This is a genomic window from Streptomyces sp. NPDC046261, from assembly GCF_040646235.1.
GTDB lineage: Bacteria > Actinomycetota > Actinomycetes > Streptomycetales > Streptomycetaceae > Streptomyces.
This window is the reverse complement of the sequence record NZ_JBEYZU010000001.1, coordinates 709,645-736,310: the sequence shown is the minus strand read 5'-3', so window position 1 is coordinate 736,310 and position 26,666 is coordinate 709,645. Positions and strand designations below refer to the sequence as shown.

General features: G+C 72.3%; 21 protein-coding genes. 5 read left to right on the top strand and 16 right to left on the bottom strand.

Annotated features, from left to right (window positions below):
- Window positions 1-30: 30 nt before the first annotated feature.
- From ABZ956_RS03380 to ABZ956_RS03370, 3 genes are all read right to left on the bottom strand, one after another.
- Window positions 31-1,914: an acetolactate synthase large subunit gene (locus tag ABZ956_RS03380; RefSeq protein WP_361886165.1), complete on the bottom strand. Its 1,884-nt coding sequence runs from the start codon at window positions 1,912-1,914 to the stop codon at window positions 31-33.
- Window positions 1,915-2,141: 227 nt separating this feature from the next.
- Window positions 2,142-5,024, bottom strand: a complete 2,883-nt coding sequence (locus ABZ956_RS03375; RefSeq protein WP_361886687.1) for an EAL domain-containing protein — start codon at window positions 5,022-5,024, stop codon at window positions 2,142-2,144.
- A gap of 291 nt (window positions 5,025-5,315) precedes the next feature.
- Window positions 5,316-6,278 carry a 2-hydroxyacid dehydrogenase gene (locus tag ABZ956_RS03370; RefSeq protein ID WP_361886163.1) on the bottom strand — a complete coding sequence of 321 codons (963 nt, stop codon included), beginning with the start codon at window positions 6,276-6,278 and terminating at the stop codon, window positions 5,316-5,318.
- Between the two features lie 73 nt (window positions 6,279-6,351).
- Here ABZ956_RS03370 and ABZ956_RS03365 point away from each other — a divergent pair, with 73 nt between their 5' ends.
- Genes ABZ956_RS03365 through ABZ956_RS03355 form a run of 3 tightly spaced genes read left to right on the top strand, consistent with a single transcriptional unit; the run spans window position 6,352 to window position 8,721 of the window.
- Complete coding sequence (locus ABZ956_RS03365) at window positions 6,352-7,362, top strand: aldo/keto reductase (RefSeq protein ID WP_361886160.1); 1,011 nt, start codon at window positions 6,352-6,354, stop codon at window positions 7,360-7,362.
- Window positions 7,363-7,409: 47 nt separating this feature from the next.
- Window positions 7,410-8,540, top strand: a complete 1,131-nt coding sequence (locus ABZ956_RS03360) for a PQQ-dependent sugar dehydrogenase (RefSeq protein WP_361886157.1) — start codon at window positions 7,410-7,412, stop codon at window positions 8,538-8,540.
- Between the two features lie 16 nt (window positions 8,541-8,556).
- The gene (locus ABZ956_RS03355; RefSeq protein WP_361886155.1) at window positions 8,557-8,721 is read left to right on the top strand and encodes a DUF6191 domain-containing protein; all 165 of its coding nucleotides are present in this window, start codon (window positions 8,557-8,559) and stop codon (window positions 8,719-8,721) included.
- Between the two features lie 21 nt (window positions 8,722-8,742).
- Here the strand turns inward: ABZ956_RS03355 and ABZ956_RS03350 are convergent, their stop codons facing one another.
- The 11 genes from ABZ956_RS03350 to ABZ956_RS03300 all read right to left on the bottom strand — a co-directional run bounded on the left by ABZ956_RS03350 (window position 8,743) and on the right by ABZ956_RS03300 (window position 22,558).
- Entirely contained in the window at window positions 8,743-10,980 is a 2,238-nt protein-coding gene (locus ABZ956_RS03350; protein WP_361886153.1) for an MMPL family transporter, read from the bottom strand.
- Window positions 10,981-11,198: 218 nt separating this feature from the next.
- Entirely contained in the window at window positions 11,199-11,789 is a 591-nt protein-coding gene (locus ABZ956_RS03345) for a hypothetical protein (RefSeq protein WP_361886150.1), read from the bottom strand.
- A gap of 206 nt (window positions 11,790-11,995) precedes the next feature.
- On the bottom strand, window positions 11,996-13,504 hold the full coding sequence (gatB, locus tag ABZ956_RS03340; RefSeq protein WP_361886148.1) for an Asp-tRNA(Asn)/Glu-tRNA(Gln) amidotransferase subunit GatB: 1,509 nt from the start codon (window positions 13,502-13,504) through the stop codon (window positions 11,996-11,998).
- 25 nt (window positions 13,505-13,529) lie between these two features.
- Entirely contained in the window at window positions 13,530-13,781 is a 252-nt protein-coding gene (locus ABZ956_RS03335) for a hypothetical protein (RefSeq protein ID WP_361886145.1), read from the bottom strand.
- Window positions 13,778-15,271 carry an Asp-tRNA(Asn)/Glu-tRNA(Gln) amidotransferase subunit GatA gene (gene gatA, locus ABZ956_RS03330; RefSeq protein WP_361886142.1) on the bottom strand — a complete coding sequence of 498 codons (1,494 nt, stop codon included), beginning with the start codon at window positions 15,269-15,271 and terminating at the stop codon, window positions 13,778-13,780. Before gatA ends, ABZ956_RS03335 begins: the two co-directional genes overlap by 4 nt.
- 6 nt (window positions 15,272-15,277) lie before the next feature.
- The gene (gene gatC / locus ABZ956_RS03325) at window positions 15,278-15,574 is read right to left on the bottom strand and encodes an Asp-tRNA(Asn)/Glu-tRNA(Gln) amidotransferase subunit GatC (RefSeq protein WP_071961876.1); all 297 of its coding nucleotides are present in this window, start codon (window positions 15,572-15,574) and stop codon (window positions 15,278-15,280) included.
- A gap of 137 nt (window positions 15,575-15,711) precedes the next feature.
- Window positions 15,712-17,808: a bifunctional diguanylate cyclase/phosphodiesterase gene (locus ABZ956_RS03320; RefSeq protein WP_361886139.1), complete on the bottom strand. Its 2,097-nt coding sequence runs from the start codon at window positions 17,806-17,808 to the stop codon at window positions 15,712-15,714.
- Between the two features lie 173 nt (window positions 17,809-17,981).
- Window positions 17,982-20,237 (bottom strand): NAD-dependent DNA ligase LigA, encoded by a 2,256-nt coding sequence (gene ligA / locus ABZ956_RS03315; RefSeq protein WP_361886684.1) that lies wholly within the window; start codon window positions 20,235-20,237, stop codon window positions 17,982-17,984.
- Between the two features lie 8 nt (window positions 20,238-20,245).
- A complete protein-coding gene (locus tag ABZ956_RS03310) occupies window positions 20,246-21,274 on the bottom strand; it encodes a methionine synthase (RefSeq protein ID WP_361886136.1) in 1,029 nt (342 codons plus the stop codon).
- Between the two features lie 31 nt (window positions 21,275-21,305).
- Window positions 21,306-22,004 (bottom strand): SDR family oxidoreductase, encoded by a 699-nt coding sequence (locus tag ABZ956_RS03305; protein WP_361886133.1) that lies wholly within the window; start codon window positions 22,002-22,004, stop codon window positions 21,306-21,308.
- A gap of 14 nt (window positions 22,005-22,018) precedes the next feature.
- Complete coding sequence (locus tag ABZ956_RS03300; protein ID WP_361886130.1) at window positions 22,019-22,558, bottom strand: TIGR00730 family Rossman fold protein; 540 nt, start codon at window positions 22,556-22,558, stop codon at window positions 22,019-22,021.
- Window positions 22,559-22,820: 262 nt separating this feature from the next.
- Here ABZ956_RS03300 and ABZ956_RS03295 point away from each other — a divergent pair, with 262 nt between their 5' ends.
- Both ABZ956_RS03295 and ABZ956_RS03290 read left to right on the top strand, forming a co-directional pair.
- On the top strand, window positions 22,821-23,264 hold the full coding sequence (locus ABZ956_RS03295) for a hypothetical protein (protein ID WP_361886128.1): 444 nt from the start codon (window positions 22,821-22,823) through the stop codon (window positions 23,262-23,264).
- Between the two features lie 181 nt (window positions 23,265-23,445).
- Window positions 23,446-24,054: a hypothetical protein gene (locus tag ABZ956_RS03290; RefSeq protein WP_361886125.1), complete on the top strand. Its 609-nt coding sequence runs from the start codon at window positions 23,446-23,448 to the stop codon at window positions 24,052-24,054.
- Window positions 24,055-24,162: 108 nt separating this feature from the next.
- Here ABZ956_RS03290 and mnmA read toward each other — a convergent pair whose 3' ends face one another.
- Window positions 24,163-25,314 carry a tRNA 2-thiouridine(34) synthase MnmA gene (gene mnmA / locus ABZ956_RS03285; RefSeq protein WP_361886123.1) on the bottom strand — a complete coding sequence of 384 codons (1,152 nt, stop codon included), beginning with the start codon at window positions 25,312-25,314 and terminating at the stop codon, window positions 24,163-24,165.
- 52 nt (window positions 25,315-25,366) lie between these two features.
- Window positions 25,367-26,536, bottom strand: a complete 1,170-nt coding sequence (locus tag ABZ956_RS03280; RefSeq protein WP_361886120.1) for a cysteine desulfurase family protein — start codon at window positions 26,534-26,536, stop codon at window positions 25,367-25,369.
- Window positions 26,537-26,666: the final 130 nt, after the last annotated feature.

Genomic DNA, 26,666 nt, shown 5'->3' with positions numbered 1-26,666 from the left:
TGAGGGTTCTCTCTCGGTCGTCGGTGCCGGTCAGTCGTCGTCGATGCCGTCGAAGTCCGGGCGCACGCCGCGGGCCGCGAGGATCTCGTCGTTGGAGGTGCCGGCGGCGACCATCGGCCAGACCATGGCGTCCTGGTGGACGATGAAGTCCACCACGACGGGGCGGTCGTTGATGGCGTTGGCCTGCTCGATGACCGAGTCCAGCTCCGCCGGGTCCTCGCACCGCAGCCCCACGCAGCCCATGGCTTCGGCGAGTTTGACGAAGTCCGGGACGCGGGTGCCGGCGCAGGGCTCCGCGCCGGGGCCCGTGGCGGTGCCGCCGTTGGAGACGGCGGGACCGGCGTGCAGCACGGTGTTGGAGTAGCGCTCGTTGTAGAAGAGGGTCTGCCACTGACGGACCATCCCCAGCGCGCCGTTGTTGATGATGGCGACCTTGATGGGGATGTTGTTCAGCGCGCAGGTGACCAGTTCCTGATTGGTCATCTGGAAGCAGCCGTCGCCGTCGACGGCCCAGACCGTACGGTCCGGCATGCCCGCCTTGGCGCCCATCGCGGCGGGCACGGCGTAGCCCATCGTCCCGGCGCCCCCGGAGTTGAGCCAGGTGCGGGGCTGCTCGTAGTCGATGAAGTGCGCGGCCCACATCTGGTGCTGGCCCACGCCCGCGGTGTAGATGGTGTCCTCGGGGGCGAGCTGCCCGATGCGCTGGATGACCTGCTGCGGGGAGAGGCTGCCGTCCTCGGGCTGGTCGTAGCCCAGGGGGTAGGTCTCGCGCCAGCGGTTCAGGTCCGTCCACCAGTCGCCGTAGTCGCCGACGTGGCCCTCGGCGTGCTCGTGCTGGACCGCGACGATCAGGTCGGCGAGCACCTCGCGGGCATCGCCGACGATCGGCACGTCGGCGGTGCGGTTCTTGCCGATCTCGGCCGGGTCGATGTCCGCGTGGACGATCTTGGCGTACGGGGCGAAGGAGTCGAGCTTGCCGGTGACGCGGTCGTCGAAGCGGGCGCCGAGGGCGACGATCAGGTCGGCCTTCTGCAGCGCGGTGACGGCGGCGACCGAGCCGTGCATGCCGGGCATGCCCAGGTGCTGCGGGTGGTTGTCGGGGAAGGCGCCCAGCGCCATCAGGGTGGTGGTCACGGGGGCGCCGGTCAGTTCGGCGAAGACCTTGAGCTCGGCGGTGGCCCGGGCCTTCAGCACGCCGCCGCCGACGTAGAGCACCGGGCGTTCGGCCTGGGCGATCAGCTTGGCGGCCTCGCGGATCTGCTTGGCGTGCGGCTTGGTGACGGGGCGGTAGCCGGGCAGGTCGGTCTGGGGCGGCCACACGAAGGTGGTACGGGCCTGGAGGGCGTCCTTGGCGATGTCGACCAGCACCGGGCCGGGGCGTCCGGTGGAGGCGACGTGGAAGGCCTCGGCGATGGTGCGCGGGATCAGCGCGGGGTCGGTGACCAGCCAGTTGTGCTTGGTGATCGGCATGGTGATGCCGCAGATGTCCGCCTCCTGGAAGGCGTCCGTGCCGATCGACTTCGACGAGACCTGGCCCGTGATGGCCACCAGCGGGACGGAGTCCATGTGCGCGTCGGCGATGGGCGTCACCAGGTTGGTGGCGCCCGGCCCCGAGGTGGCCATGCAGACGCCGACCTTGCCGGTGGCCTGGGCGTAGCCGGTGGCCGCGTGGCCGGCGCCCTGCTCGTGGCGGACGAGGACGTGGCGGACCTTCGAGGAGTCCATCATCGGGTCGTACGCGGGCAGGATCGCGCCGCCGGGAATGCCGAAGACGATGTCGGCCCCCACCTCTTCCAGCGAGCGGATGAGGGACTGCGCACCGGTGAGGTGCTCGACGATGGCGGGCTGCTGCGCCCCGCCGGTACGGGCCCGCGGCTGCGGATGATGATGGGCCCCGGTGGCCTGCTCTGTCATCGACATTCTCTTCTCGAAGGCTTCGGATTCGACGGTTTCGATGGGTGTCAGTGCGACTTCGACGGGTGTCGGTGCAACAAAAAACCCCTCGTGCCGTGAGGCAAGCGAGGGGAGCGCGCCGGTATGGTCAGCAGGATCTTCAGTGGCCTGCTTCAGCCGACGCGCTTTCCAAGTACGAGAATTCGGGTGCGCATGGAACCGACCCTCCCTCCGTGGCACCTGAAGTGTCAAGTGGGTGGGACGGGCGTCTCATTATTTGAGCGCAATGGAGCATGTGCCAGGGCTCCGGCGCCGCCCACGACCCCGGAGCGGACCGGCAGCGCACCCCCGACGAGCACCTCGTTCCCGGCCTCCACAGGTTCACTCGGGAGGGTGTACGGCGGTCCGTCGAGGGCGTGCCGCAGCCGGTGCTCGTCGAGGGCGCCGGCGAAGACCATGCCCTGGCCGTGGGTGCAGCCCATGGCCAGCAGGGCGCGGGCCTGCTCGGGCTCGTCCACGCCGTCGGCGACGGACTGCATGCCGAGGTCGCCGGCGATCCGCAGCAGCCCTGCGGTGATCTTGTGCAGCCGGGCGGACTCGGCCACCCCGTCGACCAGGCTCCGGTCGAGCTTGAGCACGTCGATGGGCAGCCGCCGCAGGGCGCTCATGGCGGCGTAGCCGCTGCCGAAGCCGTCGAGCGCGATGCGCACCCCGAAGCGGCGCAGGGACACCAGCCGCCGCTCCAGCTCGTCCAGGGGGACGCGCGGATCGCTGCCGGACAGCTCCAGGACGAGGGAGCCGGCGGGCAGGCCGTGCCGCAGGACGATCGCCTCGATGTTCTTCGGCGGCAGCGACTTGTCCAGCAGCCGGGCGGCGGACAGCCGTACGTACACGGGCGCGGTGTGGCCGGCGCGGCGGCGCGCGTCGGCCTGCTCGACGGCCTTCTCCAACGTCCAGCGGCCGAGCTCGGCGGTGCGGGCGCTCTCGTCGCCGCGGTCCATCTCGGCGACCCGCAGGAATTCGTCGGGCGTGAAGAGGATGCCCTGGGCGGAGCGCCAGCGGGCCTGCGCGCACACCGCCGTGATGCGGCCGCTGGCCAGCTCGACGACGGGCTGGTGCAGCAGGGCGAACTCGCCGTCGTGCAGGGCGGTCCGCAGCCGGGTGGCGAGCTCGGTGCGGCGCACGACGTCGGCCTGCATCTGCGGGGCGTACAGCTCGACGCGGCCCTTGCCGGCCTGCTTCGCGCGGTACATCGCCAGGTCGGCGTTGCGCATGAGCGTGCCGGGGGTGATGTCGGGCTCGGCGAAGGCGACGCCGATGCTGGCGGCGACGCGGACCTCGGTGCCGCCCTCGACCAGGTAGGGCTGGGAGAGGGTGAGCCGGAGCCGGTCGGCGATCTCCAGGATGCGGTACTCGCGGGCGGCGGCGTCGCGGGTGCCGTCGCCGATGATGAGCGCGGCGAACTCGTCGCCGCCGAAGCGGGCGGTGGAGTCGCCGGCGCGCACCGAGTCCTGGAGCCGGCGGGCGGCCTGGACCAGCAGCTCGTCGCCGGCCTGGTGGCCGACGGTGTCGTTGACGGCCTTGAAGCCGTCGAGGTCGATGAAGAGCACGGCGGTGCCGGCGTCGGTCACTCTGCGGCCGGCCAGCGCCTGCTGGACGCGGCGGGTGAACAGCGCGCGGTTGGGCAGGTCGGTGAGCGGGTCGTGCTCGGCGGTGTGCTGCAACTGGGCCTGCAGCCGCACCCGTTCGGTGACGTCACGGCTGTTGAAGATCAGCCCGCCGTGGTGGCGGTTGACGGTGGACTCGACGTTGAGCCAGTCGCCGCTGCCGGAGCGGAAGCGGCACTCGATGCGGGTGGTGGGCTCCTCGGCGGGTGGCGCGGCGAGGAAGCGGCGCACCTCGTGGACGACCCGGCCCAGGTCCTCGGGGTGGATGAGCGTGGCCAGTTCGGAGCCGACGAGCTCCTCGGCGTCGCGGCCGTAGACCCCGGCGGCGGCGGGGCTGACGTAGCGCAGTATGCCGGTGGGCGCGGCGATCATGATGACGTCGCTGGAGCCCTGCACCAGGGAGCGGAAGTGGTTCTCCTTCTGGGCGAGCTCCTGGGTGAGGGAGATGTTGTCCAGCAGCATGATGCCCTGGCGCACGACCAGCGCCAGGACGACCGTGCAGCCGGTGAACAGCACGACGCGGTCGACGTGGTGGCCGTCCAGGACGTTGTACAGGATGCCCAGGGTGCAGACGGCGGCGGCGAGGTAGGGCGTGAGGGCGGCGAGGGAGCCGGCGATGGGCCGGGTGGAGGGGAGCGCGGGGCCGCGCTTGCCGACGGCCTCCTCCCCCTCCTCGCGGGCCACCCAGGGCGCGTACGCCATCAGCATGTAGCCGGCGAACCAGCCGGCGTCGAGGATCTGGCCGGAGCGGTAGTGCTCGCGCAGCAGCGGTGAGGTGAACAGCGCGTCGCACAGGACGGTCAGGGCCAGGGCCGCGATGGCGGTGTTGATGGCGGAGCGGTTGGCGGAGGAGCGCTTGAAGTGCAGCGCCAGCACCATGGACACCAGGACGATGTCCAGCAGCGGATAGGCGAGGGAGAGCGCGGCGTGGGCCACGGTCTCGCCCGCGAAGTGCGCGGTGTGCGCGAGGGCCAGGCTCCAGGAGAGCGTCAGCAGCGAGCCGCCGATCAGCCAGGAGTCCAGCGCCAGGCAGACCCAGCCGGCCCGGGTGACCGGGCGGCGGGCGAGGACGAGCAGGCCGATGATCGCGGGCGGCGCGAAGAGCAGGAAGCAGAAGTCCGCCGGGGAGGGGCTCGGTACGTGCCGGCCCAGGACGACCTCGTACCAGCCCCAGACGAAGTTGCCGAAGCCGGCCATCGCGGAGGAGGCGGCGAACAGCAGCCAGGCGGGCCGGAAGCGGGTGCTGCGCGTGCGCCCGTACCAGAAGCAGGAGGCGGCGGCGAGGCCGGCGGCCCCGCTGAGCCCGAAGTCGCCCATGGTGGCGGCCAGCTCGGCCGAGCCCCAGCCGAAGACGGCGCCGGTGGCGTAGCCGCCGCAGACGACGGCGAGGAAGAGCTGCGGGAACACGCCCGGGCCGCCGGCGGGTGCGGTCCGGCGGGTCAGGGCCGCTCCTGGGGCGCTCACCGCGCCGCCGTCCCGAGCTCGCCGGGCCGTGGGAGCCACCGGGCCGGGGTCGCCACGCAGCGTGGCCGTGGTCGGTGCTTGAGCCGCGTCGGGTAGATCGTCCATTGGCCGTGCATCGCCCGTCGCCCCCCTCGAGTTCCGGTACCTCGCTGCGCCCGTACGGTGCGCGGAGCAGCCCCCGTCGGGACGATACACCAGACTCGTCACTCAGGGACATAGCTCATATACATAGCGTAACTAGCTACCGGATTACGGATACGGAGCGCAGCCAAATGGTGCCTCTACGTGGTATCAGACGGCGGCGGCTACGACATTCCGCAGAGGCTCGTCCAGTGCGAATCTGGCCAGTTGATCGCGCAGAAGGGCCTTGGCGCGGGGCAGAAAAGCCGAAGAGGGCCCACCCACATGGGGGGTGATGAGGACGCCGGGGGCCTTCCACAGCGGGTGACCGGCGGGCAGCGGTTCGGGGTCGGTCACATCCAGTGCCGCCCGCAGCCGGCCGCTCTCGAGCTCGGCCAGCAGCGCCTCGGTGTCGACGACGGCGCCCCGGGCGACGTTCACCAGGAGCGCGCCGTCCTTCATGCGGGCGAGGAAGCCGGCGTCCACCAGCCCCCGGGTCTCCTCGGTGAGCGGCGTCACGAGGATGACGACATCGGCGGCGGGCAGCAATTCCGGCAGCGCCGCCACCGCGTGGACCGGGCCGCGTGCTGCGGTGCGCGCGGAGCGTGCGACGCGCACCACCCGCGCGCACTCAAAGGGTGCGAGCCGGTCCTCGACGGCGGCGCCGATCGAGCCGTAGCCGACGATGAGCACCGACTTGTCGGCGAGCGCCGGGCAGAACCGGGGCCGCCACTCCCCCGCGTCCTGCGCCCGGGTGAATCCGGGGATGTCCCGCAGGGCGGCGAGGACCAGGGCCAGGGCCAGCTCGGCCGTGCTCGCGTCGTGCAGCCCGCGGGCGTTGCACAGCTGCGTGCCGGACGGCAGCCGGTCCAGGTGCGGCAGCTGGTGCTCGACCCCAGCGGTGAGGGTCTGCACCACCCGCACCCCCGTCATCCGCGCGAGCGGACGCGTCTCCACCGCGGCGCCCTTCATGTAGGGAACGACGTAGAAGGCGCAGCGCGCGGGATCCGTGGGGTAGTCGGGGCCGCCGTTCCAGTAGGCGTACTCCAGGCTTCCGGGGAGGTCCTCGATCTCCTCGGGGCGGAGGGGCAGCCAGACAAGTGGCCGGAGGGAACCGCTGTGATCTGCGCTCATGTCTGGAGGCTATGCGAAGTGGCCCCGGCGGCAGAGGTTAGTTTGGGGGCGAGGAACGGGAGGGGTACGGCCGGTGGAGCGCAGAACAATCGGTGCGACGGCGCTCGAAGTGGGGGCGATCGGCCTCGGGTGCATGCCGATGCACTGGGCGTACACGGCCTCCCAGCAGAGCGGCGAGGGCGCGCTGCGCACGGTCCACGCCGCCCTGGACGCCGGCGCCAGCCTGCTGGACACCGCCGACATGTACGGGCCGTTCACCAATGAGCTGCTGGTGGGGCGGGTGCTCAGGGAGCGCCGCTCGGAGGCGTTCATATCGACCAAGTGCGGGCTGCTGGTGGGCGAGCAGCATGTGGTCGCCAACGGGCGGCCCGGCTATGTGAAGCGGGCGTGCGACGCCTCGCTGCGGCGGCTGCAGACCGATGTCATCGACCTCTACCAGCTGCACCGCCCGGACCCGGAGGTGCCGGTCGAGGAGACGTGGGGGGCGATGGCGGAGCTGGTCTCCGCGGGGAAGGTCAGGGCGCTGGGCTGGTGCGCGATCGGCGCGCGGGCCCAGCGCAGGTACGGCTCGCCGGCGGGGGCGGGCGCGGGGATGTACGACGCGACGATCCGGCAGCTGGAGCGGGTGCAGCAGGTCTTCCCGGTGAGCTGTGTGCAGGCGGAGCTGTCGGTGTGGTCGCGTGAGGCGCTGGACCGGCTGGTGCCGTGGTGCGCCTCGCGGGGGGTGGGGCTGCTGGCGGCGATGCCCCTGGGGAATGGTTTCCTCAGTGGCACCCTCACCCCTGGTCAGGGGTTCGAGCCGGAGGACGTCAGGGCCCGGCATCCGCGCTTCACGGCCGAGATGATGGCCGCCAACCAGCCGATAGTCGCCGGTCTGCGGCGCGTCGCGCGGCGCCACGACGCCACGGCGGCGCAGGTGGCGCTGGCCTGGGTGCTGGCGCAGGGGCGGCACGTGGTGCCGGTGCCGGGGACGAAGAAGGCGCGGTGGGCGGTGCAGAACGCCGCCGCGGCCGGACTGCGGCTGACGGGTGAGGACTTCGCCGAGATCGCGGCGCTGCCGCGTGCGATGGGGTCCTGGGACTGACGGGGTGTATCAAGGAGGGGTCCGCTCCACGAGAGGAGACCCCCGCCGTGCGACGCCTGACCGCCGCGGCCACGCTGGCCGTTTCCGCGCTGCTGATCGTCACGGGCTGTTCCGGCGACTCTTCCCCCGGCCGCGCGCCGACGCCGACCTCCACCGCCCGGCCGACGTCCCAGGCCGACCCCGCCGAGGGCTCCGCCGAGGTGGTCCGCACGGTCACCGGCAAGCTCACGTCGCCGTGGGGCGTGGTCGTGCTGCCGGGCGGTGACCTGCTGGTGGGCTCGCGCGACACGGGCCGGGTCGTCCGCGTCTCCGCGGCGGACGGCCGACAGAGCGCGCTGGGCACCGTGCCGGGCGTGGCCGCGGCGGGCGAGGGCGGGCTGCTGGGCCTCGCCGTGCCGCCCGGCTATGCCACCGACCCGGTGCTGTACGCCTATCTGACCACCGCCTCCGACAATCGCGTGGTGCGCATGACGGTCGACGACAGACGGCCCGAGGGACAGCGGCTGGGGGCGCCCGAAACGATCCTGCCCGGCATTCCCAAGGGCACCGTCCACAACGGCGGCCGCCTGGCCTTCGGCCCGGACGGCATGCTCTACGCCGGTACGGGCGAGGGCGGCCGGCGCGAGCTGTCCCAGGACAGGTCCTCGCTGGGCGGCAAGATCCTGCGCATGACCCCCGAGGGCCGCCCGGCGCCCGGCAATCCGGACGCCGCCTCGGTCGTCTACAGCTACGGGCACCGCAATGTGCAGGGCCTGGCGTGGGACGCGGACAAGCGGCTGTGGGCCTCGGAGTTCGGCCAGAACACCTGGGACGAGCTCAATCTGGTGGAGCCGGGCGGCAACTACGGCTGGCCGGAGGCCGAGGGCAAGGCGGGCCGGGCCGCCTTCAAGGACCCGGTGTGGCAGTGGCGCACGGCCGACGCCTCGCCGAGCGGCCTGGCCTACGCGAGCGGCTCGCTGTGGCTGGCCGGCCTGCGGGGCGAGCGGCTGTGGCGGATCCCGCTGCGGGAGGCGGCGGTGGCGGCGGCGCCCCGGGCCTTCCTGCACGGGAACTTCGGGCGGCTGCGGACAGTTGTTCCCACCGGGGACGGGGGCCTGTGGCTGACGACCAGCAACACCGACGGCCGGGGCACCCCGGCCCCGGACGACGACCGGCTGCTACGGCTGAGGGTGACCTGACGGGACGGAAGGTGCCATGTTCAACGTGATCGAGGAATTGTTCGCGCCGGGCCGGGAGCACACCGAGGAAGAGCTCAACCGCCTCGAGCTCACGCGCGACGACATCGGGGACGGCGACCCGGGCAAGGGTCCCATCGACCTCGACTCCGGATGCGTGGTGATCCGTCCCCGGCAGAGCTGACCGCCCGCCGGTCCGGCCGCCTCACCCGCGCAGCGAAACGGGCGGGGCCGTCTCCCGGTCGCGCTCGTCCCGTCGCTCCGCGCTCACGCCGGCGGCGGGCAGCGGGTGCGCGGGCTCCTTCTCCGGCGGCTCGATGCTGATGCGCGGCAGCAGGCGCTCCAGGCAGCCGGGCAGCCACCAGTTCGCGCCGCCCAGCATGTGCATCAGGGCCGGGACCAGCAGCGTGCGCAGGACGAAGGCGTCCAGGGCCACGGCCGAGGCCAGGCCGATGCCGAACATCGCGATCACGCGGTCGCCGCTGAGCACGAAGGCCAGGAAGACCGAGATCATGATGACCGCCGCGGAGTTGATCACGCGGCTGGTCTCGGCGAGGCCGACGCGGACGGCCCGGGTGTTGTCGCGGGTGGCCAGCCACTCCTCGTACATGCGGCTGACCAGGAAGACCTGGTAGTCCATGGAGAGGCCGAAGAGCACGGAGACCATGACGACGGGCAGGAAGGGCTCGATGGGCCCCGCCCCGCCCAGGCCGAGCAGGCCGCTGCCCCAGCCCCACTGGAAGATCGCCACGATGAGGCCGAAGGAGGAGGCCACGGCCGCGATGTTCATCGCCGCGGCCTTCAGCGGTATGCCGATGCTGCGGAAGGCCAGGAGCAGCAGCAGGGAGCCCAGGCCCACCACGGTGCCGACGAACACCGGGAGCTTGCCCAGGATGATCCCGGCGAAGTCGTCGTAGCTCGCGGTGAGTCCGCCGACGCGGACCTGAAGGCCGGTGTCCCCGGTGGCCTTGGGCAGGACGGTCGTGCGCAGCCGGTCGACGAGGTCGCTGGTGTCGCGGGACTGCGGGGACGTGGTGGGGACGACGGTGATGACGCCGGTGTCGCCGCTGCCGTTCAGCGCGGAGGGGCTCACGGAGGCGACGCCGGGGGTGTGCCGGAGGGTGTCGGGCAGCTTGTTGAAGGCGAGGCTGTCGGCCGCGCTGCCGAGCGGTGCCACGAGCGTCAGCGGGCCGTTGACGCCGGGGCCGAAGCCCGTGGCGAGCATGTCGTAGGCCTGGCGGGTCGTGCGGGACTCGGGCTGGTTGCCCTGGTCGGAGGTGCCCAGGTGCAGCGAGAGCGTCGGCAGGGCCAGCACCAGCATCACGGCCGCGGCCACCGCGCCCAGCAGCTTGGGGTGGCGCTCGACGAACGCCGACCAGCGGGCGGCCAGCCCGGTGGGGAGGTCCGGGCGCGGGCCGTGCTCGGCCAGCCGCCGGCGTTCCTTGCGGCTGAGGGCGCGCTCGCCGATGACGCCGAGCAGCGCGGGCAGGAGCGTGACGGAGGCGGCCACGGTCAGCACGACGGTGAGCGAGGCCGCGAGGGCCACGCCGTTGAGGAAGCTCAGCCGCAGGATGAGCATGCCGAGCAGCGCCACGCACACCGTTCCGCCGGCGAAGACGACGGCCCGGCCGGTGGTGGCGACGGCCCGTTCGGCGGCGAGGTGGACCGGCAAGCCCTGCTTGAGGCCGCGCCGGTGCCGGGTGACGATGAACAGCGCGTAGTCGATGCCCACGCCGAGGCCGATGAGGGTGCCCAGCATGGGGGCGAAGTCGGCGACCTTCATGACGTGGCCGAGCAGGGCGGTGCCCATGGTGGCGGTGCCCACGCTGACGACGGCGGTGGCGATGGGCAGGACGCTCGCCGCCGGCGAGCCGAAGACGATCAGCAGGACCAGCGCGGCCACCACGATGCCGATGATCTCGCTGAGGTGTCCGTCCGGGCCCTCGGAGGAGGCGATGCCGCTGCCGCCGAGCGCGACCTGGAGATTTCCGGTCGCGGCCTTGCGCGCGGTCTCGACGACCTTCTTCACCTGTGCGGGGTCCGGGTCGCCGGTGGCGCCCTCGAAGGTGAGGGCCGCGTAGGCGGTGTGCCGGTCGGGGCTGATCTGCGCGCCGGCGCCGTCCTGGTACGGGCCGGCCACCGAGGCCACGCCGGGCAGGCCGGCGATCTCGCGCAGCGTGGCGGTCATGCGCCGTTCGACCTCGGCGGCGCGCACGGTGCCGTGGTCGGTGTGCCAGACGATGGTGTCGTCGCCGCCCCGGCCGGGGAACGCCTTGTCCATCAGGGCGGTGGCGCGGGCGGACTCGGTGCCCGGGACGCGGTAGTCGTTGGAGTACGCGGACCCGGCCAGGGTCGCCGCGAGGGTCGTACCGGCGAGGACGACCAGCCACAAGCCGATGACGGCGAAGCGGCGGCGCAGGCACCACCGGGCAAGTGAGGTCATAACCTGCTTCCCGGGTTTCGCGTCGTTCTCGCCGGGAAGACCCGTGGTTCCGACCGCTGAGCGTGGGTGAGCAACTGGGCAGAAGGCCCTGTGAGAAGGCCCTCTGCCTGACCACTGTGGCAGTAGGGAAAGATCCTTTGTCTCTTTTGTGGGTTATACCACAAGCCGCCCGGGTTTATGTCACCCGCGCAGCGGCATCCCGACGCCGGTCACGATGCTCAGCGGAAACCGCGCCAGGCGTGGGCGACGTCCACCACGAGGCGGTTGCCCTCCTGGAACACCCGGAACGGCAGCTTGGCCCGTACGCCCAGGCCGACCTGGGTGTCACCCTCGAAGCTGCCGCCGAAGCGGGCGTCCCGGAAGGTCCGGTAGCCGGTGAGGTCCACGCCCGGCAGCGGCTGCTTGGCCTTGCCGTCGTAGACCGGCTGCCCCGTGGCCGGATCGTAGCTGGGCGCGGCCACCCGCACCTCGAGGATCGCGCCGCCCGCCACCGGGATCACATCGCCCGAGCCGTCCTGGTGCATCTGGTCGACGTAGCCCACGCGGTACCCGATCGGGCCCTTGGTGTCCGCGCCGAGGATGTCGAAGACCATACGGTCGAAGCAGTCGTGCCGGCCGGTTCTGATGTCCCGCAGCGGCTTGTAGTCGGTGTCGGTGCTGACCTTGGACTGACTTCCCCAGTCGGTCGCGCAGGCCGCCGCGGCCGTCGTCGGCACCCCCGCCGCCACGGCCGTCCCCGCCGGCAGCGTGGCCGCGAGCCCGGCGCCCGCCAGCACGAGCGCCGCCAGCCCTGTTCTCAACCGTCGCATGTTCCCTACCCCCAGAATCCGAGTGCGGGCACCACGGACCGGCCCGCTGCCGCGATCATGCCGGACCGTTTCGGCCCGTGGGGTGCGTATGGACTGATTCAGGCCAACCATGGGCCGGAGAGGCTGATTCCGGCCGTTCGCGGACAGACCGATGGCCGCCCCTCCGAGGAGGGACGGCCATCGTGCCGTGTTGACGACGGGAGGCGCTAGCCCTCGACGCCCAGCTTCTCCAGGATCAGCTCGCGGACGCGCGCGGCGTCCGCCTGGCCCCGGGTGGCCTTCATGACCGCGCCGACGAGCGCACCCGCCGCCGCGACCTTGCCGGCGCGGATCTTGTCGGCGATGGCCGCGTTGGCCGCGATGGCCTCGTCCACGGCCGTGCCCAGCGCGCCCTCGTCCGAGACGACCTTCAGGCCGCGCTTCTCGACGACCTCGTCCGGGGTGCCCTCGCCCGCGACGACGCCCTCGATGACCTGGCGGGCCAGCTTGTCGTTGAGGGAACCCTCGACGACCAGCGCGCACACCCGGGCGACCTGCTCCGGGGTGATCGCCATCGCGGCCAGGTCCACGCCGGCCTCGTTGGCCCGGCGGGACAGCTCGCCCATCCACCACTTGCGGGCGGACGCGGCGTCGGCGCCGGCCTCGACCGTGGCGACGATCAGGTCGACCGCGCCCGCGTTGAGGATCGACTGCATGTCGTGCGCCGAGACGCCCCACTCCTCACGCAGCCGGTTGCGGCGCACGCGCGGCAGCTCGGGCAGGGTGGCCCGCAGCTCCTCGACCCACTCGCGCGAGGGGGCCACCGGCACCAGGTCCGGCTCGGGGAAGTAGCGGTAGTCCTCGGCCTCTTCCTTGATCCGGCCCGACGTCGTGGAGCCGTCGTCCTCGTGGAAGTGCCGGGTCTCCTGCACGATCGTGCCGCCCGAGGACAGCACGGCCGCGTGCCGCTGGATCTCGAAGCGCGCCGCCCGCTCGACGGAACGCAGCGAGTTGACGTTCTTCGTCTCGGAGCGCGTGCCGAACGTCGAGCTGCCCTTGGGCATCAGCGAGAGGTTGACGTCGCAGCGCATCTGGCCCATCTCCATGCGGGCCTCGGAGACGCCGAGCGCCTTGATGAGCTCGCGCAGCTCGGCGACGTACGCCTTGGCGACCTCGGGGGCGCGCTCGCCCGCACCGGTGATCGGCTTGGTGACGATCTCGATGAGCGGGATGCCGGCCCGGTTGTAGTCGAGCAGGGAGTGGACCGCGCCGTGGATGCGGCCGGTGGCACCGCCGACGTGGGTCGACTTGCCGGTGTCCTCCTCCATGTGGGCGCGCTCGATCTCCACGCGGAAGATCTCGCCGTCCTCCAGCTGGACGTCCAGGTAGCCGTTGAAGGCGATGGGCTCGTCGTACTGCGAGGTCTGGAAGTTCTTCGGCATGTCCGGATAGAAGTAATTCTTCCGGGCGAAGCGGCACCACTCGGCGATCTCGCAGTGCAGCGCGAGACCGATCTTCACGGCCGACTCGACGCCGACGGCGTTGACGACCGGCAGGGAGCCGGGCATGCCGAGGCAGGTGGGGCAGGTCTGCGAGTTGGGCTCGGCGCCCAGCTCGGTGGAGCACCCACAGAACATCTTGGTCTTGGTGCCGAGCTCGACGTGCACCTCGAGGCCCATGACGGGCTCGTAGGTGGCAAGCGCCTCCTCGTACGACACCAGTTCAGTGACGGTCACGGAAAACTAACCTCTCAGTCCCGGCTCAGCCCGCGAGGACGTCGTCGCTGCTCATACGGCGCAGCTCACGGACGAGCAGGGCCACGCCGGTGGCGATGGCGGCGGCGGAGACGACCGCGTCGACGAGCTGGAGGGTGTCCTGCTCGCCGCGGGCCTTCTTCGCCTGCTTGATGACGCTCACCGCGCCGAACAGCGTGGTGCCGATGGACAGGTACGTACCGGCCTTGGACTTCTTGAAGCCCTTGGCCTTGCTCAGCGCGCTCTTCTTGTCGGTCACAGCGACGGTGCCTCCTCGAGAATCGGGTGGCCCCAGCGCTCGGTGAACGCGGCCTCGACCGCGGCACCGACCTTGTAGAGCCGGTCGTCCTTCATGGCGGGAGCGATGATCTGCAGACCGACCGGCATCCCGTCCTCCGGCGCGAGGCCGCAGGGCAGGGACATGGCGGCGTTGCCCGCCAGGTTGGTCGGGATGGTGCACAGGTCCGCGAGGTACATCGCCATCGGGTCGTCGGCGCGCTCGCCGATCGCGAAGGCGGTGGTCGGGGTCGTCGGCGAGACGATCACGTCGACCTGCTCGAAGGCCGCCTCGAAGTCGCGCGAGATGAGCGTGCGGACCTTCTGCGCGGAGCCGTAGTACGCGTCGTAGTAGCCGGAGCTGAGCGCGTACGTGCCGAGCATGACGCGGCGCTTGACCTCGGGGCCGAAGCCGGCCTCACGGGTGAGGGCGGTGACGTCCTCGGCGGAGCGCGTGCCGTCGTCGCCGGTCCGCAGGCCGTAGCGCAGGCCGTCGAAGCGGGCCAGGTTCGAGGAGCACTCGGACGGCGCGATGAGGTAGTACGCCGCCAGCGCCAGGTCGAAGGACGGGCAGTCCAGCTCGACGATCTCCGCGCCCAGCTCCTTGAGGAGCTCGACCGACTCGTCGAAGCGCTGGATGACGCCGGCCTGGTAGCCCTCGCCGCGGAACTGCTTGACGACGCCGACGCGCATGCCGGCGACCGAGCCGTTGCGGGCCGCCTCGACGACCGGCGGGACCGGGGCGTCGATGGAGGTCGAGTCCAGCGGGTCGTGGCCGGCGATGACCTCGTGCAGCAGGGCCGCGTCCAGGACCGTACGGGCGCAGGGGCCGCCCTGGTCGAGGGAGGAGGAGAAGGCCACCATGCCGTAGCGGGAGACCGCGCCGTAGGTCGGCTTGACGCCGACGGTGCCGGTGACGGCGGCGGGCTGGCGGATGGAACCGCCGGTGTCCGTGCCGATCGCCAGGGGGGCCTGGAACGCCGCGAGGGCGGCGGAGGAGCCGCCGCCGGAGCCGCCGGGGATCTTGGTGAGGTCCCAGGGGTTGCCGGTGGGGCCGTAGGCGCTGTTCTCGGTGGAGGACCCCATGGCGAACTCGTCCATGTTGGTCTTGCCGAGGATGACGACGTCGGCGTCCTTCAGACGCCGGGTGAGCGTCGCGTCGTACGGCGGGATCCAGCCTTCGAGGATCTTGGAGCCGACGGTGGTCGGGACGCCCTGGGTGGTGAAGATGTCCTTCAGGGCGAGCGGGACGCCGGCCAGCGGGCCGAGCTTCTCGCCGCGCTCGCGCTTGGCGTCCACGGCGCGGGCCTGCGCCAGCGCGCCCTCACGGTCGACGTGCAGGAAGGCGTGGACCTTCTCGTCGACGGCCTCGATCCGGGCCAGGTGTGCCTCGGTGACCTCGACGGCGGTGAGCTCGCCGGAGGCGATCTTCCCCGCGATCTCGGCGGCCGTCAGCTTGATGATGTCCGTCATTGCGGGTCAGTCCTCCCCCAGGATCTGCGGCACCTTGAAACGCTGCTGCTCCTGGGCCGGGGCGCCGGAGAGCGCCTGCTCGGGGGTCAGCGACGGACGGACCTCGTCCGGCCGCATGACATTGGTCAGGGGCAGCGGGTGAGAGGTCGGCGGTACGTCTTGGTCGGCGACCTCGGAGACGCGGGCGACCGCGCCAATGATGTCGTCCAGCTGTCCGGCGAAGTGGTCGAGCTCTTCGTCCTTCAGCTCCAGACGCGCCAGCCGGGCGAGGTGGGCGACCTCCTCGCGCGTGATGCCAGGCATGCAGCGATCCTCAAGGGTGGGTGTGGTGGGTGGACGGCTTTCGCCCCAATCCTATGGCTCCCCGCCACGTGCCCGCGAAACGGTTTCGCCGCGCCCTCTCCGCGGGGCGCTCCGGCGTGTCCTTCGAAAGCCCCCCGTCACGTCACCGGCTGGTCGGCGTCCTCCTCGGCCGGGGCCGCGGCGAGCGGTTCGTCCTCGCGGCGCCAGCCGGACTCGCTGCGCAGGCGCAGCCAGGCCGTGGTCTCGTCCGGCGGCATCGCGGCGGCGACCAGCCAGCCCTGTACCGCGTCGCAGCCCAGGTCGCGCAGGCGCTCCCAGGTCTCGTCGTCCTCGACGCCCTCGGCGACGACGAGCAGGCCGAGGGAGTGGGCGAGGTCGAGGGTGCAGCGGACGATCTCCGCGTCCTCGTTGTCGATCGCGAGGCGGGCGACGAAGGAGCGGTCGATCTTGAGCTCGCTGACCGGGAGCCGGCGCAGGTGGACCAGCGAGGAGTAGCCGGTGCCGAAGTCGTCGAGGGACATCTTCACGCCGTGCCCGGTGAGGCCGGCGAGCGTGTCGGCCGCGCGCTGGGGGTCCTCCAGGAGGACGTGCTCGGTTATCTCCAGCTGCAGGGCCCCGGCGGGGACGCCGTGCCGGGCGAGGCGGGCGGCGACCGAGCCGGCGAACCCGGGGGTGTGGACGTCGCGCGGCGAGACATTGACGGCGACCGGGACCTCCAGGCCCATGGCCCGCCACTTGGCGACCTGGCCGAGGGCGGTCTCCAGGACGTACTCGGTCAGGCGGGGCATCAGCCCGGACGACTCGGCTATGGCGATGAACTCGTCCGGGGAGACCCGGCCGCGCTCGGGATGGACCCAGCGCACCAGGGCCTCCAGCCCCTCGACGTGGCCGTCGAAGCCGACCTTGGGCTGGTAGTGCAGCTCGACCTCGCCGGCGTCCAGGGCGCGGCGCAGGTCGCCCAACAGTCCGAGGCGGTCGGGGGTGTTGCCGTCGCGGCGGGCTTCGTAGACCTCGACGCCGCTGCGGTCGCGCTTGGCCTGGTACATGGCGACGTCGGCCCGGCGCAGGAGGCCCTCGGCGTCCAGGGCGTGGTCGGGGTAGACGGCCACGCCGGCGCTGGCCTCCAGGACGAGCGTGAGCCCGTCGAGGTCCAGGGGCGAGCCGAGGTCGGCCACCAGGGCGCGGGCCACGCGCTGGGCGCTGGTGAGGGAGTCGGCGGTGGGCAGCAGCACCGCGAATTCGTCGCCGCCCAGGCGGGCGGCCTCCGCGTCGCGCGGCAGGGCCAGGCGCAGCCGTTCCGCTATCTGCAGGAGCAGCCGGTCGCCGGCGAGGTGGCCGAGGGTGTCGTTGACGGACCGGAAGCGGTCGAGGTCGATGAGGACGAGCGCGGCCCGCTCGCCGGCCCGCTCGGCCTCGTCCAGGGCGGTCCAGGTGCGCTCCAGCAGCCACTGGCGGTTGGGCAGCCCGGTGAGGGGGTCGCGCAGCTGTTCCTCGGCGCGGGCGCGGGCGATCCAGAGCGTGGAGTCCAGCGCGATGAGGGGGACCGCGAACAGCGGCAGCAGCAGGGGGGCGTGGTCGGCGACCACGGCGATGAGCGGGGCGATGCCCAGGAGGGCTCCGCCGACGAGGGCCTGCCGCATGAGGGCGGTGCGGGCGATGGAGGTCAGCGCGGCGCGCGGGGCCATGGAGTACCACAGCAGGGCGCGGGTGACGGCGAGGTAGAGGAAGGCGGCGAGGGCGATCTTGGGGGCGGCGGACAGCCGCCAGGTGTCGGGCAGCCAGGGCGCCTCGACGGCGGCGGTGACGCCGCAGGCGGCGAGGGCGCCGCCGGCGGCCGCGATGCCGAGGATGTCGACCGCGCCGTGCAGTAACGCCTGCCGCCATCGGTGCCGGCGGGCGGTGGCCACCAGGGTGACGACCGCGATGCTGATCAGTGCGGCGGGGATCCAGCCGTAGAGCAGCAGGACGGCCAGGGTGAGGGCGGCACCGGAGCCGGTGCCGCCCCACCAGCGGTCCCGCCCGAGGGCGACGAGATGGGCGACGATGAGCGCGGTGAGCGTCGCCAGCGACCAGCCGGCGGTCTGGCCCGGGAAGAGGGCCCGGTCCGTACTCAGCGCGCGGAACGTTCCGACGGTGAACGCCAGCGCGGCCAAGGTCACACAGACCGTGGGCAGCGCGGGCGGGGAAAGCCGGCGCGGCGGCGATGCCGGTTCGGCGCTGTCGGTGGGTTTCATGCCCGTCCCTCTCACAGCCGGCGGTGCCCGCGCCACGGCAGGCGCACATCTCAACAGTAGGGCGCAGAAGGCTACGGCGGGCAGCGATCGGCAGCGGTTGCCCGAATGCGATCCGGCCTTCTGCAGCCATCTGGTATGCGCTGTAGGGGTAATGCCCACTGACTATGCGGCCATTACTCCGCGGGGGTGACCTCCTGGGGCACGGCGGCCTCGCGCGCCGCCTCGGGGCCTTCGTTCAGGAGTACGACGAAGCCGTCCTCCTCCAGGACAGGGACCTTCAGCTGCATCGCCTTGTCGAACTTCGAACCGGGATTGTCACCGACGACCACGAAGTCCGTCTTCTTCGACACCGAACCGGTCACCTTCGCGCCCTGGTTCTGCAGCGCCTCCTTCGCGCCGTCGCGCGTGTAGCCCGTCAGGGTGCCGGTGACGACGAGGGTGAGCCCGGCGAGGGGGCGCGGGCCCTCGTCCTTGCCCGCCTCCTCCTCCATCCGGACGCCGGCGGCCTTCCACTTCTCCACGATCTCGCGGTGCCAGTCCTCGGCGAACCACTCCTTCACCGAGGTGGCGATGGTGCCGCCGACGCCCTCGACGGCGGCCAGCTCCTCCTCGGTGGCCTCCGCGATCCGGTCGATGGAGCGGAACTCGCGGGCGAGCGCGACCGCGGCGACCGGGCCGACGTGGCGGATCGAAAGGCCCGTCAGGACGCGGGAGAGCGGGCGCTGCTTGGCCGCCTCGATGTTCGCCAGCATGGCGAGGGTGTTCTTCTTCGGTTCACCCTTCTGGTTGGCGAAGAAGGTGACGATCTTCGGCTCGCCCGTGGCGGGGTCCCGCTTGGGCAGGCCCGAATCGGGGTCCAGGACATAGGACTTGATGGGCAACAGCTGTTCGACGGTCAGATCGAACAGGTCGGCCTCGTTGCGCAGCGGCGGCTCGGCCGGCTCCAGCGGCTGGGTGAGCGCGGTGGCGGCGACGTAGCCGAAGTTCTCGATGTCCAGGCTCTTGCGGCCGGCGAGGTAGAAGAGCCGCTCGCGGATCTGCGCGGGGCAGGACCGGGCGTTGGGGCAGCGGAGGTCGATGTCGCCCTCCTTCATCGGGCGCAGCCCTTCCCCGCACTCCGGGCACTCGGCCGGCATGACGAACTCCCGCTCGGTGCCGTCGCGCAGGTCGGCCACCGGGCCCAGGATCTCGGGGATGACGTCGCCCGCCTTGCGCAGCACGACCGTGTCACCGATGAGGACGCCCTTGGCCTTGACGACCTCCTGGTTGTGCAGCGTGGCGAACTCGACCTCGGAGCCGGCGACCGTGACCGGCTCGACGACCGCGTAGGGCGTCACCCGGCCCGTGCGGCCGACGCCGACGCGGATGTCGACCAGCTTGCTGTTGACCTCCTCCGGGGGGTACTTCCAGGCGATGGCCCAGCGCGGCGCGCGCGAGGTGGAGCCGAGCCGTCCCTGCAGGGGGATCTCGTCGAGCTTGACGACCACGCCGTCGATCTCGTGCTCCATCGAGTGGCGCACGTCGGGGTTGCCGTAGTGGGCGATGAAGGCGCGGACGTCCTCGAGGGAGTCGACGACCTTGGCGTGCGCGGCGGTGGGCAGGCCCCATTCGCGCAGGAGTTCGTATGCCTGCGACTGGCAGTCGATGGCGAAGCCCTCGCGGGCGCCGACGCCGTGGACGACCATGTGCAGCGGCCGGCCGGCCGTGACCTTGGGGTCCTTCTGGCGAAGCGAACCGGCCGCCGCGTTGCGCGGGTTGGCGAACGGCGGCTTGCCGGCCTCCACCAGGCGGGCGTTGAGCTCCTCGAACTTCTCCATCGGGAAGTAGACCTCGCCGCGCACCTCGACCAGGGCCGGGATGCGGTCGCCCTTGAGGCGGTCGGGGATCTCGGAGATGGTGCGGACGTTGGGCGTGATGTCCTCGCCCGTGCGGCCGTCGCCCCGGGTGGCGGCGCGGGTGAGGCGGCCGTGCTCGTAGGTGAGGTTGACCGCGAGGCCGTCGACCTTCAGCTCGCACAGGAAGTGGTAGCGCGTGCCGGAGCCGATCTCCTTGGCGAGGCGGTCGGCCCAGGCGGACAGCTCCTCGTCGTCGAAGGCGTTGTCGAGGGAGAGCATGCGCTCGCGGTGCTCGACCTCCGTGAACTCCGTTTCGTACGCCCCGGCGACCTTCTGGGTGGGCGAGTCGGGGGTGCGCAGCGGCGGGTACTGCTCCTCCAGCCGCTCCAGCTCGCGCAGGAGCTTGTCGAACTCGGCGTCGCTGACGACGGGAGCGTCCTTCACGTAGTAGCGGAAGCGGTGCTCCTCGACCTGCTCGGCCAGCAGTGCGTGCTTCTCCCGCGCCTTCGCGGGCACCGCGGACTGCGCCGCGAGCGCTTCGAGCTCTTCGCCTTGCTGTTCGACAGCCACCGTTTCGTCCTCCCGTTGCTCCATGAGCGCCGTCACTCAGGGTTGTCTGCGAGTGATTTCGCCGCCCGGACGCAGTGGGCGAGGGCCGTACGGGCATACGCGGGCGAAGCGCCCGCGAGTCCGCACGACGGGGTGACCACCACGGACTCGGCGAGAGCCCCCGGCGACAGCCCCAGCCTGCGCCACAGCGTCCTGACACCCATGACGCTACCGGCAGGGTCTGACAATGGGCCGTCCACGCCCGGCACCACGCCAGCGAAGAGGGTGGTGCCGGCCTCGACCGCCTCACCGATCGCGTCGTCCTCACGCTCGGTGAGCAGGGAGAAATCGAACGAGACGCCGGAGACCCCGGCCCGGCGCAGCAGCGCGAAGGGCACTCCGGGGGCGCACGAGTGCACGATGAGCTCCCCGTCCGGCGTCTCCCCCGCCACCGTCGCGAACTCGCGGAGCGCGCCCTCCACCACGGCCCGGTCCACCGCCCGGTAGGTGCGGTAGCCGCTGGCGGTGCGGACCTGCCCGCGCAGCACGGCGGGCAGCGACGGCTCGTCCAGCTGGAGGACGACCCGGGCGCCCGGCACCCGGCGCCGGACCTCCGCGAGGTGGGCGCGCAGGCCCTCGGCGAGGGAGGCCGCCAGGTCGCGGCAGGCGCCGGGGTCGCCCAGCGCCGCCTCGCCGCCGCGCAGTTCGAGGGCGGCGGCGAGGGTCCAGGGGCCGACGGCCGAGACCTTCAGCGGGCCCTGGTAGCCCTGGGTGAACTCCTCGAGCGCGTCCAGGTCCTCGCCCAGCCAGGAGCGGGCGCGGCGGGTGTCGCGGCCGGGCCGGTCGCTGATCCGCCAGCCGCTGGGCTCCACGTGCGCGAAGACCTCGACCAGCATCCCCGCCGTCCGGCCGATCATGTCCGCGCCGGGTCCCCGCGCGGGCAGTTCGGGCAGGTACGGCAGGGCCTCCAGCGACCCGGTGACGGTCCTCGCGGCCTCCCGCGCGTCCCCGCCGGGCATCGAACCGACGCCGGTCGCGGTCCCGGCACCCCAGCTGCTGCGCTTGCTGTTGTTCTCGCTCACCCAGGAAGGGTACGAGACGGCGCCCGCCGGCTCAGCGTCCCGAGTACCCCGGGCGGACCGACAGGTCGTGGATCTCCGCGTCGCGCGGCAGGTCCAGCGCCAGCAGCACCGTGGTGGCGACCGACCGCGGGTCGATCCACTTCTCGGGGGTGTACTCCTTGCCCTCCTGCTGCTGCACCTTCGCCTGCATGGCGGTGGCCACGCGGCCGGGGTAGACGCTGGTGACCCGGACGCCGTTGGTGTGCTCCTCGTCGCGCAGGGAGTCGGCGAGCGCCTTCAGGCCGTGCTTGCTCGCGGCGTACGCGCCCCACTCGGCGCGCGCGTTCAGGCCCGCGCCGGAGTTGACGAAGATGACGTGGCCGCGGGAGATCCGCAGCTGCGGCAGCAGCAGGCGGGTGAGCTCGGCCGGCGAGAGCAGGTTGACGGCGAGCGTGCGCGTCCACGTCTTGGGGGTGAGCTCGCCGACCGTGCCGAGGTCGGAGACGCCCGCGATGTGCAGGAGGGAGTCGAGGCGGTCGGGCAGCGTCTGGTGGCCGAACGCCCAGGAGAGCCGGTCGGGGTTCTCGAGGTCGGCCACGAGCGGGTGCGCGCCGGGGTACCGGGCGGCCAGTTCCTTCGCCCGGCCGGCGTCGCGGGCGACGAGCCAGAGCTCGTCGCCGCGCTCGTGCAGCCGCTGGGCGACCGCCTCGCCGATTCCCGAGCCCGCACCGGTGATCAGATGTGTTGCCATGCCTCCAGCTTGCCCTACCGCACCCCGGCGGACTCCTCGAGGTAGGCCATCGCCCCGACCCCGTCCTCCGCGAAGAAGACGAGGTCGGTGAGGGGAAGCGGCAGGAAGCCTTCCGCGTCCATCCGCTGGAACTGCTGCTTGAGCCCGTCATAGAAGCCGGCCGCGTTCAGCAGCACCACCGGCTTGTCGTGCAGCCCGTGCTTCTTCAGCTCCAGGATCTCCGTCGCCTCATCCAGCGTGCCCGTGCCGCCCACCATCACGACGACGGCGTCGCCGCGCGCGAGCAGCTGCGCCTTGCGGGCGGCCAGATCCTCCGTCACCACCATCTCGTCGGCGTCCTTACGGGCCTTCGAGGCGAGGAACTCCACCGAGACGCCCACGAGCCGCCCGCCGTGCTCCCGCACCCCGTCCGCCATGACCTTCATCAGCCCGGACTCCGAGCCGCCCCAGACCAGCGTGTGGCCGCCCTTGCCGATGAGCGCGGCGAACTCCCGGGCCGGGGCGGTGTAGCGCTCGTCGAGGTCCGCGGCGGAACAGAAGACGGTGATGTTCATGGAAACCACGGTACGCGGCGGGAACATCACCGGGCGAGCCGGACGCTATGAGCCGGTTTCGACCGCCTCTGATCAGGGTCCGGGATCTATTGGGTCGCAACTCCGTCACGGTGTTACCGCCGGTATGACAGACGGTGGACGCCTTGTCTAACGTGACGCGGACCCGCCGGCGGCGCCAGGAAAGACGCCCCCAAGGCGACGCTCCTTTCCCGTCGTTCCTGCCGTTCCCGCCATTTCTGCCATTCCGTCGAAAGTAGACACTGTGAAGCTTCGCCACATCCGCACCGCCGCCGCAGCCGGAATCGTCATCATCGCCCTCGGCGGAGCGAGCGGTTGCGGCAGCGACACGGACAAGGGGAGCGCTTCCTCCGAAGCGACCGACACCGCCGCCGACGCCCCGGAGGACACCCGCGACGCCACGAAGGACGTCGAGATCTCCGACTGCGCGTACGTCGAGAAGCAGGGCATAACGGCCAAGCTGAGCGCGTCCAACCCCAGCGCGACGATGACGTACACGTACAACGTCACCGTGAAGTTCACGGCCCCCGACGGCACCCTGGTCGCCACCCAGACGCCCACCCTCCACTTCGTCCGCCCCGGCCGCTCGGACACCCAGGACGTCACGGCCCCGTACACCCCCAAGGCGGGCGCCGCCACCTCCGACGTCACGTGCGAGGTCACCCAGGTGACGCGGGGTACCGGTTGAGCCGATTGACCTGATTTCGTAGGCCCCCCGTCCCGGTTCAGGACCCGTTCTGTCGCGGCCGTGTCACAGAAATGACCAGGGCCCGCTGGGGATTTGGCGCCGTGTAAAGGCGTTGTTAGCCTGACGTGCGCTCGTCAAGCCAGGCGTACAATCCAGCCACTTCATCGGGGGAGTCCTCATCGTGAAGCTTCGTCATGTCCGCGCGATCGCGGTATTCGGAATCGCCGCCGTCGCCCTGACCGGCGCCCGGGGCAGCCACGGAGGCAGCTGCGGCGGCGGTGGCGGGTCCAGCCACAGCAGCAGCTCCTCCTCGGGCGGCTCCACCTCGGGCGGCAGCACCGGAGGCGACTCCTCCGGCGGCTCGTTCGGCGGTGGCACGACGAGCGGCGGCACCACCGGAAGCACGACGTCCGGCGGCACCACCACCTCCGGCACCTCCGGCGACTCCACGACCACGGGTGGCTCCTACACCTCGGGCGGCACCGGCGGCAGCAACAGCGCCATGCGGGACATCAAGATCCTCGGCTGCGAGTACACCGACCGCCTCGGCATCACGGCGAAGCTCCAGGCCACCAACAGCAGCAGCACGCTCAAGTACGACTACCGCCTCACGGTGAAGTTCTACGGCCCGGACCGCGCCCTCCTCGCCACCCGGAACCCCTCCATCCCGTTCGTCATGCCCGGCAAGACGGACACGCTGGACGTCTCCACGCCGTACGTCGCCAAGCCCGGCACGTCGGGCACGGTGCGCTGCGAGGTCTCGAGCGTCACCCGCACGATCCGCAACTGAGCTCCGGAAACGACCACGGGCGACCAGGCCATGGCCTGGTCGCCCGTTCGTCATCGCCCCGTCTCCCCCCGGCACCGGCCGGGAGCACCGGGGCAGGGCCCGCTTCCCCTACCGGGCCGCGCCGCTGCGCACCCGCTCCGTGGCCGCGATCGTCGCCGAGCCCACCACCCGCGTGCCGTCGTAGAGCACGATCGCCTGGCCCGGGGCCACGCCCCGCACCGGCTCCGCGAAGCCGACCCGCAGCTCCTCGCCCACCAGCTCCGCCGTCACCTCGGTCTCGCCGCCGTGCGCGCGCAGCTGCGCCGTGTACGTGCCCGGGCCCTCGGGCGCCACGCCGCACCAGCGCGGCTTGATGGCGGTCAGGCCCGTGACGTCGAGCGCCTCGGCCGGGCCGACGGTCACCGTGTTGTTCACCGGCGAGATGTCCAGGACGTAGCGCGGCTTGCCGTCCGGGGCGGGGTGGCCGATGCGCAGGCCCTTGCGCTGGCCGATGGTGAAGCCGTACGCGCCCTCGTGGGTGCCGACCTTCGTGCCGGACTCGTCGACGATGTCGCCCTCCGCCTTGCCGAGGCGCTTGGCGAGGAAGCCCTGGGTGTCGCCGTCGGCGATGAAGCAGATGTCGTGGCTGTCGGGCTTCTTCGCCACGGCCAGGCCACGCCGCTCCGCCTCGGCGCGGATCTCGTCCTTGGTGGTGAGCGTGTCGCCCAGCGGGAACATCGCGTGGGCCAGCTGCTTCTCGTCCAGCACGCCCAGCACGTAGGACTGGTCCTTGGCCATGTCGCTGGCGCGGTGCAGCTCGCGGGTGCCGTCCTCGTTCACGACGACCGTGGCGTAGTGGCCGGTGCACACCGCGTCGAAGCCCAGCGCGAGGGCCTTGTCCAGCAGCGCCGCGAACTTGATCTTCTCGTTGCAGCGCAGGCAGGGGTTCGGGGTGCGCCCGGCCTCGTACTCGGCGACGAAGTCCTCGACGACGTCCTCGCGGAAGCGCTCGGCGAGGTCCCAGCAGTAGAAGGGGATGCCGATGACGTCGGCGGCGCGGCGGGCGTCGCGCGAGTCCTCGATGGTGCAGCAGCCGCGCGCGCCCGTGCGGAAGGACTGCGGATTCGCCGACAGCGCCAGGTGCACGCCGGTCACGTCGTGACCGGCCTCCACGGCGCGGGCCGCGGCGACGGCGGAGTCGACGCCGCCGGACATGGCGGCGAGCACGCGGAGCCCCTTGCGGGGGGCGCGGGGATCGGGGGCACCGGGGAAGTCAGTCATAGCCCTACCAGGGTACGGGTCGTTTCCGCGAAGGCCGCGCCCCGCGTGCGCGCTAGATCAGCCCCGCGGTCCGGGCCCGCTCCACCACCGGGCCGATGGCCCCGACGACCGCGGCGACGTCGGCGGCCGTCGAGGTGTGCCCCAGGGAGAACCGCAGCGTCCCCCGCGCCAGGTCCGGGTCCGTGCCCGTCGCCAGCACGACATGGCTGGGCTGGGCGACGCCCGCGGTGCAGGCGGAGCCGGTGGAGCACTCGATGCCCTGGGCGTCCAGCAGCAGGAGCAGCGAGTCGCCCTCGCAGCCGGGGAAGGAGAAGTGGGCGTTGGCGGGCAGCCGGCCGGCCGGGTCCGGGTCGCCGCCGAGCACCGCGTCCGGCACGGCCGCGCGGACGCCCTCGATCAGCTCGTCCCGCAGCGCCCCCACCTCGCGGGCGAAGTCCGCGCGCCGCTCGGCGGCCAGCGTGCCCGCGACGGCGAACGCGGCGATGGCCGGCACGTCCAGCGTCCCGGAGCGCACGTGCCGCTCCTGGCCGCCGCCGTGCAGCAGCGGTACGGGCGCGTACTGGCGGCCCAGCAGCAGCGCGCCGACCCCGTACGGGCCGCCGACCTTGTGCCCGGTGACGGTCATCGCGGCCAGCCCGGAGGCGGCGAAGTCGACGTCCAGCTGACCGAACGCCTGCACGGCGTCGGAGTGCAGCGGCACCCCGAACTCCCCCGCGACCTCGGCCAGTTCCCGGACGGCCATGACGGTGCCGATCTCGTTGTTGGCCCACATCACCGTGGCCAGCGCGACGTCGTCGGGGTTGCGGGCCATGGCCTCGCGCAGGGCGTCGGGGTGCACGCGGCCGTACGCGTCGACGGGCAGGTACTCGACCGTCGCGCCCTCGTGCTCGGCCAGCCAGTCGACGGCGTCGAGCACGGCGTGGTGCTCCACCGGGCTGGCCAGGACGCGCGTACGGGCCGGGTCGGCGGCCCGGCGGGCCCAGAACAGGCCCTTGACGGCGAGGTTGTCGGCTTCGGTGCCACCGGCGGTGAACACCACTTCGCTGGGGCGCGCGCCGAGGGCGGCCGCGAGCGACTCGCGCGCCTCCTCGACGGTGCGGCGCGCGCGCCGCCCGGCGGCGTGCAGCGAGGAGGCGTTTCCGGCGAGGGCGAGCTGGGCGGTCATCGCCTGCACCGCCTCCGGAAGCATCGGGGTGGTGGCGGCGTGGTCGAGGTAGGCCATGGTGGGCACGATTCTACGAGCTGGGGCCCGGCCCGGTAGCGGGCCTTCCCCCCGGCCGTACGCGGACCGGCCTCGATCCTCGTCAGCGTCGCCGGCATGACGAACGAGAGGCGCATGCCGCACGCCGCGG

Coding starts and splice junctions, on each gene's coding strand:
- gatC (WP_071961876.1), bottom strand. CDS start 15,574: ATGCCTGGCATCACGCGCGAGGAGGTCGCCCACCTCGCCCGGCTGGCG.
- ABZ956_RS03300 (WP_361886130.1), bottom strand. CDS start 22,558: ATGAACATCACCGTCTTCTGTTCCGCCGCGGACCTCGACGAGCGCTAC.
- mnmA (WP_361886123.1), bottom strand. CDS start 25,314: ATGACTGACTTCCCCGGTGCCCCCGATCCCCGCGCCCCCCGCAAGGGG.
- ABZ956_RS03345 (WP_361886150.1), bottom strand. CDS start 11,789: ATGCGACGGTTGAGAACAGGGCTGGCGGCGCTCGTGCTGGCGGGCGCC.
- ligA (WP_361886684.1), bottom strand. CDS start 20,237: ATGGAGCAACGGGAGGACGAAACGGTGGCTGTCGAACAGCAAGGCGAA.
- ABZ956_RS03380 (WP_361886165.1), bottom strand. CDS start 1,914: ATGACAGAGCAGGCCACCGGGGCCCATCATCATCCGCAGCCGCGGGCC.
- ABZ956_RS03305 (WP_361886133.1), bottom strand. CDS start 22,004: ATGGCAACACATCTGATCACCGGTGCGGGCTCGGGAATCGGCGAGGCG.
- ABZ956_RS03320 (WP_361886139.1), bottom strand. CDS start 17,808: ATGAAACCCACCGACAGCGCCGAACCGGCATCGCCGCCGCGCCGGCTT.
- ABZ956_RS03350 (WP_361886153.1), bottom strand. CDS start 10,980: ATGACCTCACTTGCCCGGTGGTGCCTGCGCCGCCGCTTCGCCGTCATC.
- ABZ956_RS03370 (WP_361886163.1), bottom strand. CDS start 6,278: ATGAGCGCAGATCACAGCGGTTCCCTCCGGCCACTTGTCTGGCTGCCC.
- gatA (WP_361886142.1), bottom strand. CDS start 15,271: ATGACGGACATCATCAAGCTGACGGCCGCCGAGATCGCGGGGAAGATC.
- ABZ956_RS03355 (WP_361886155.1), top strand. CDS start 8,557: ATGTTCAACGTGATCGAGGAATTGTTCGCGCCGGGCCGGGAGCACACC.
- ABZ956_RS03280 (WP_361886120.1), bottom strand. CDS start 26,536: ATGGCCTACCTCGACCACGCCGCCACCACCCCGATGCTTCCGGAGGCG.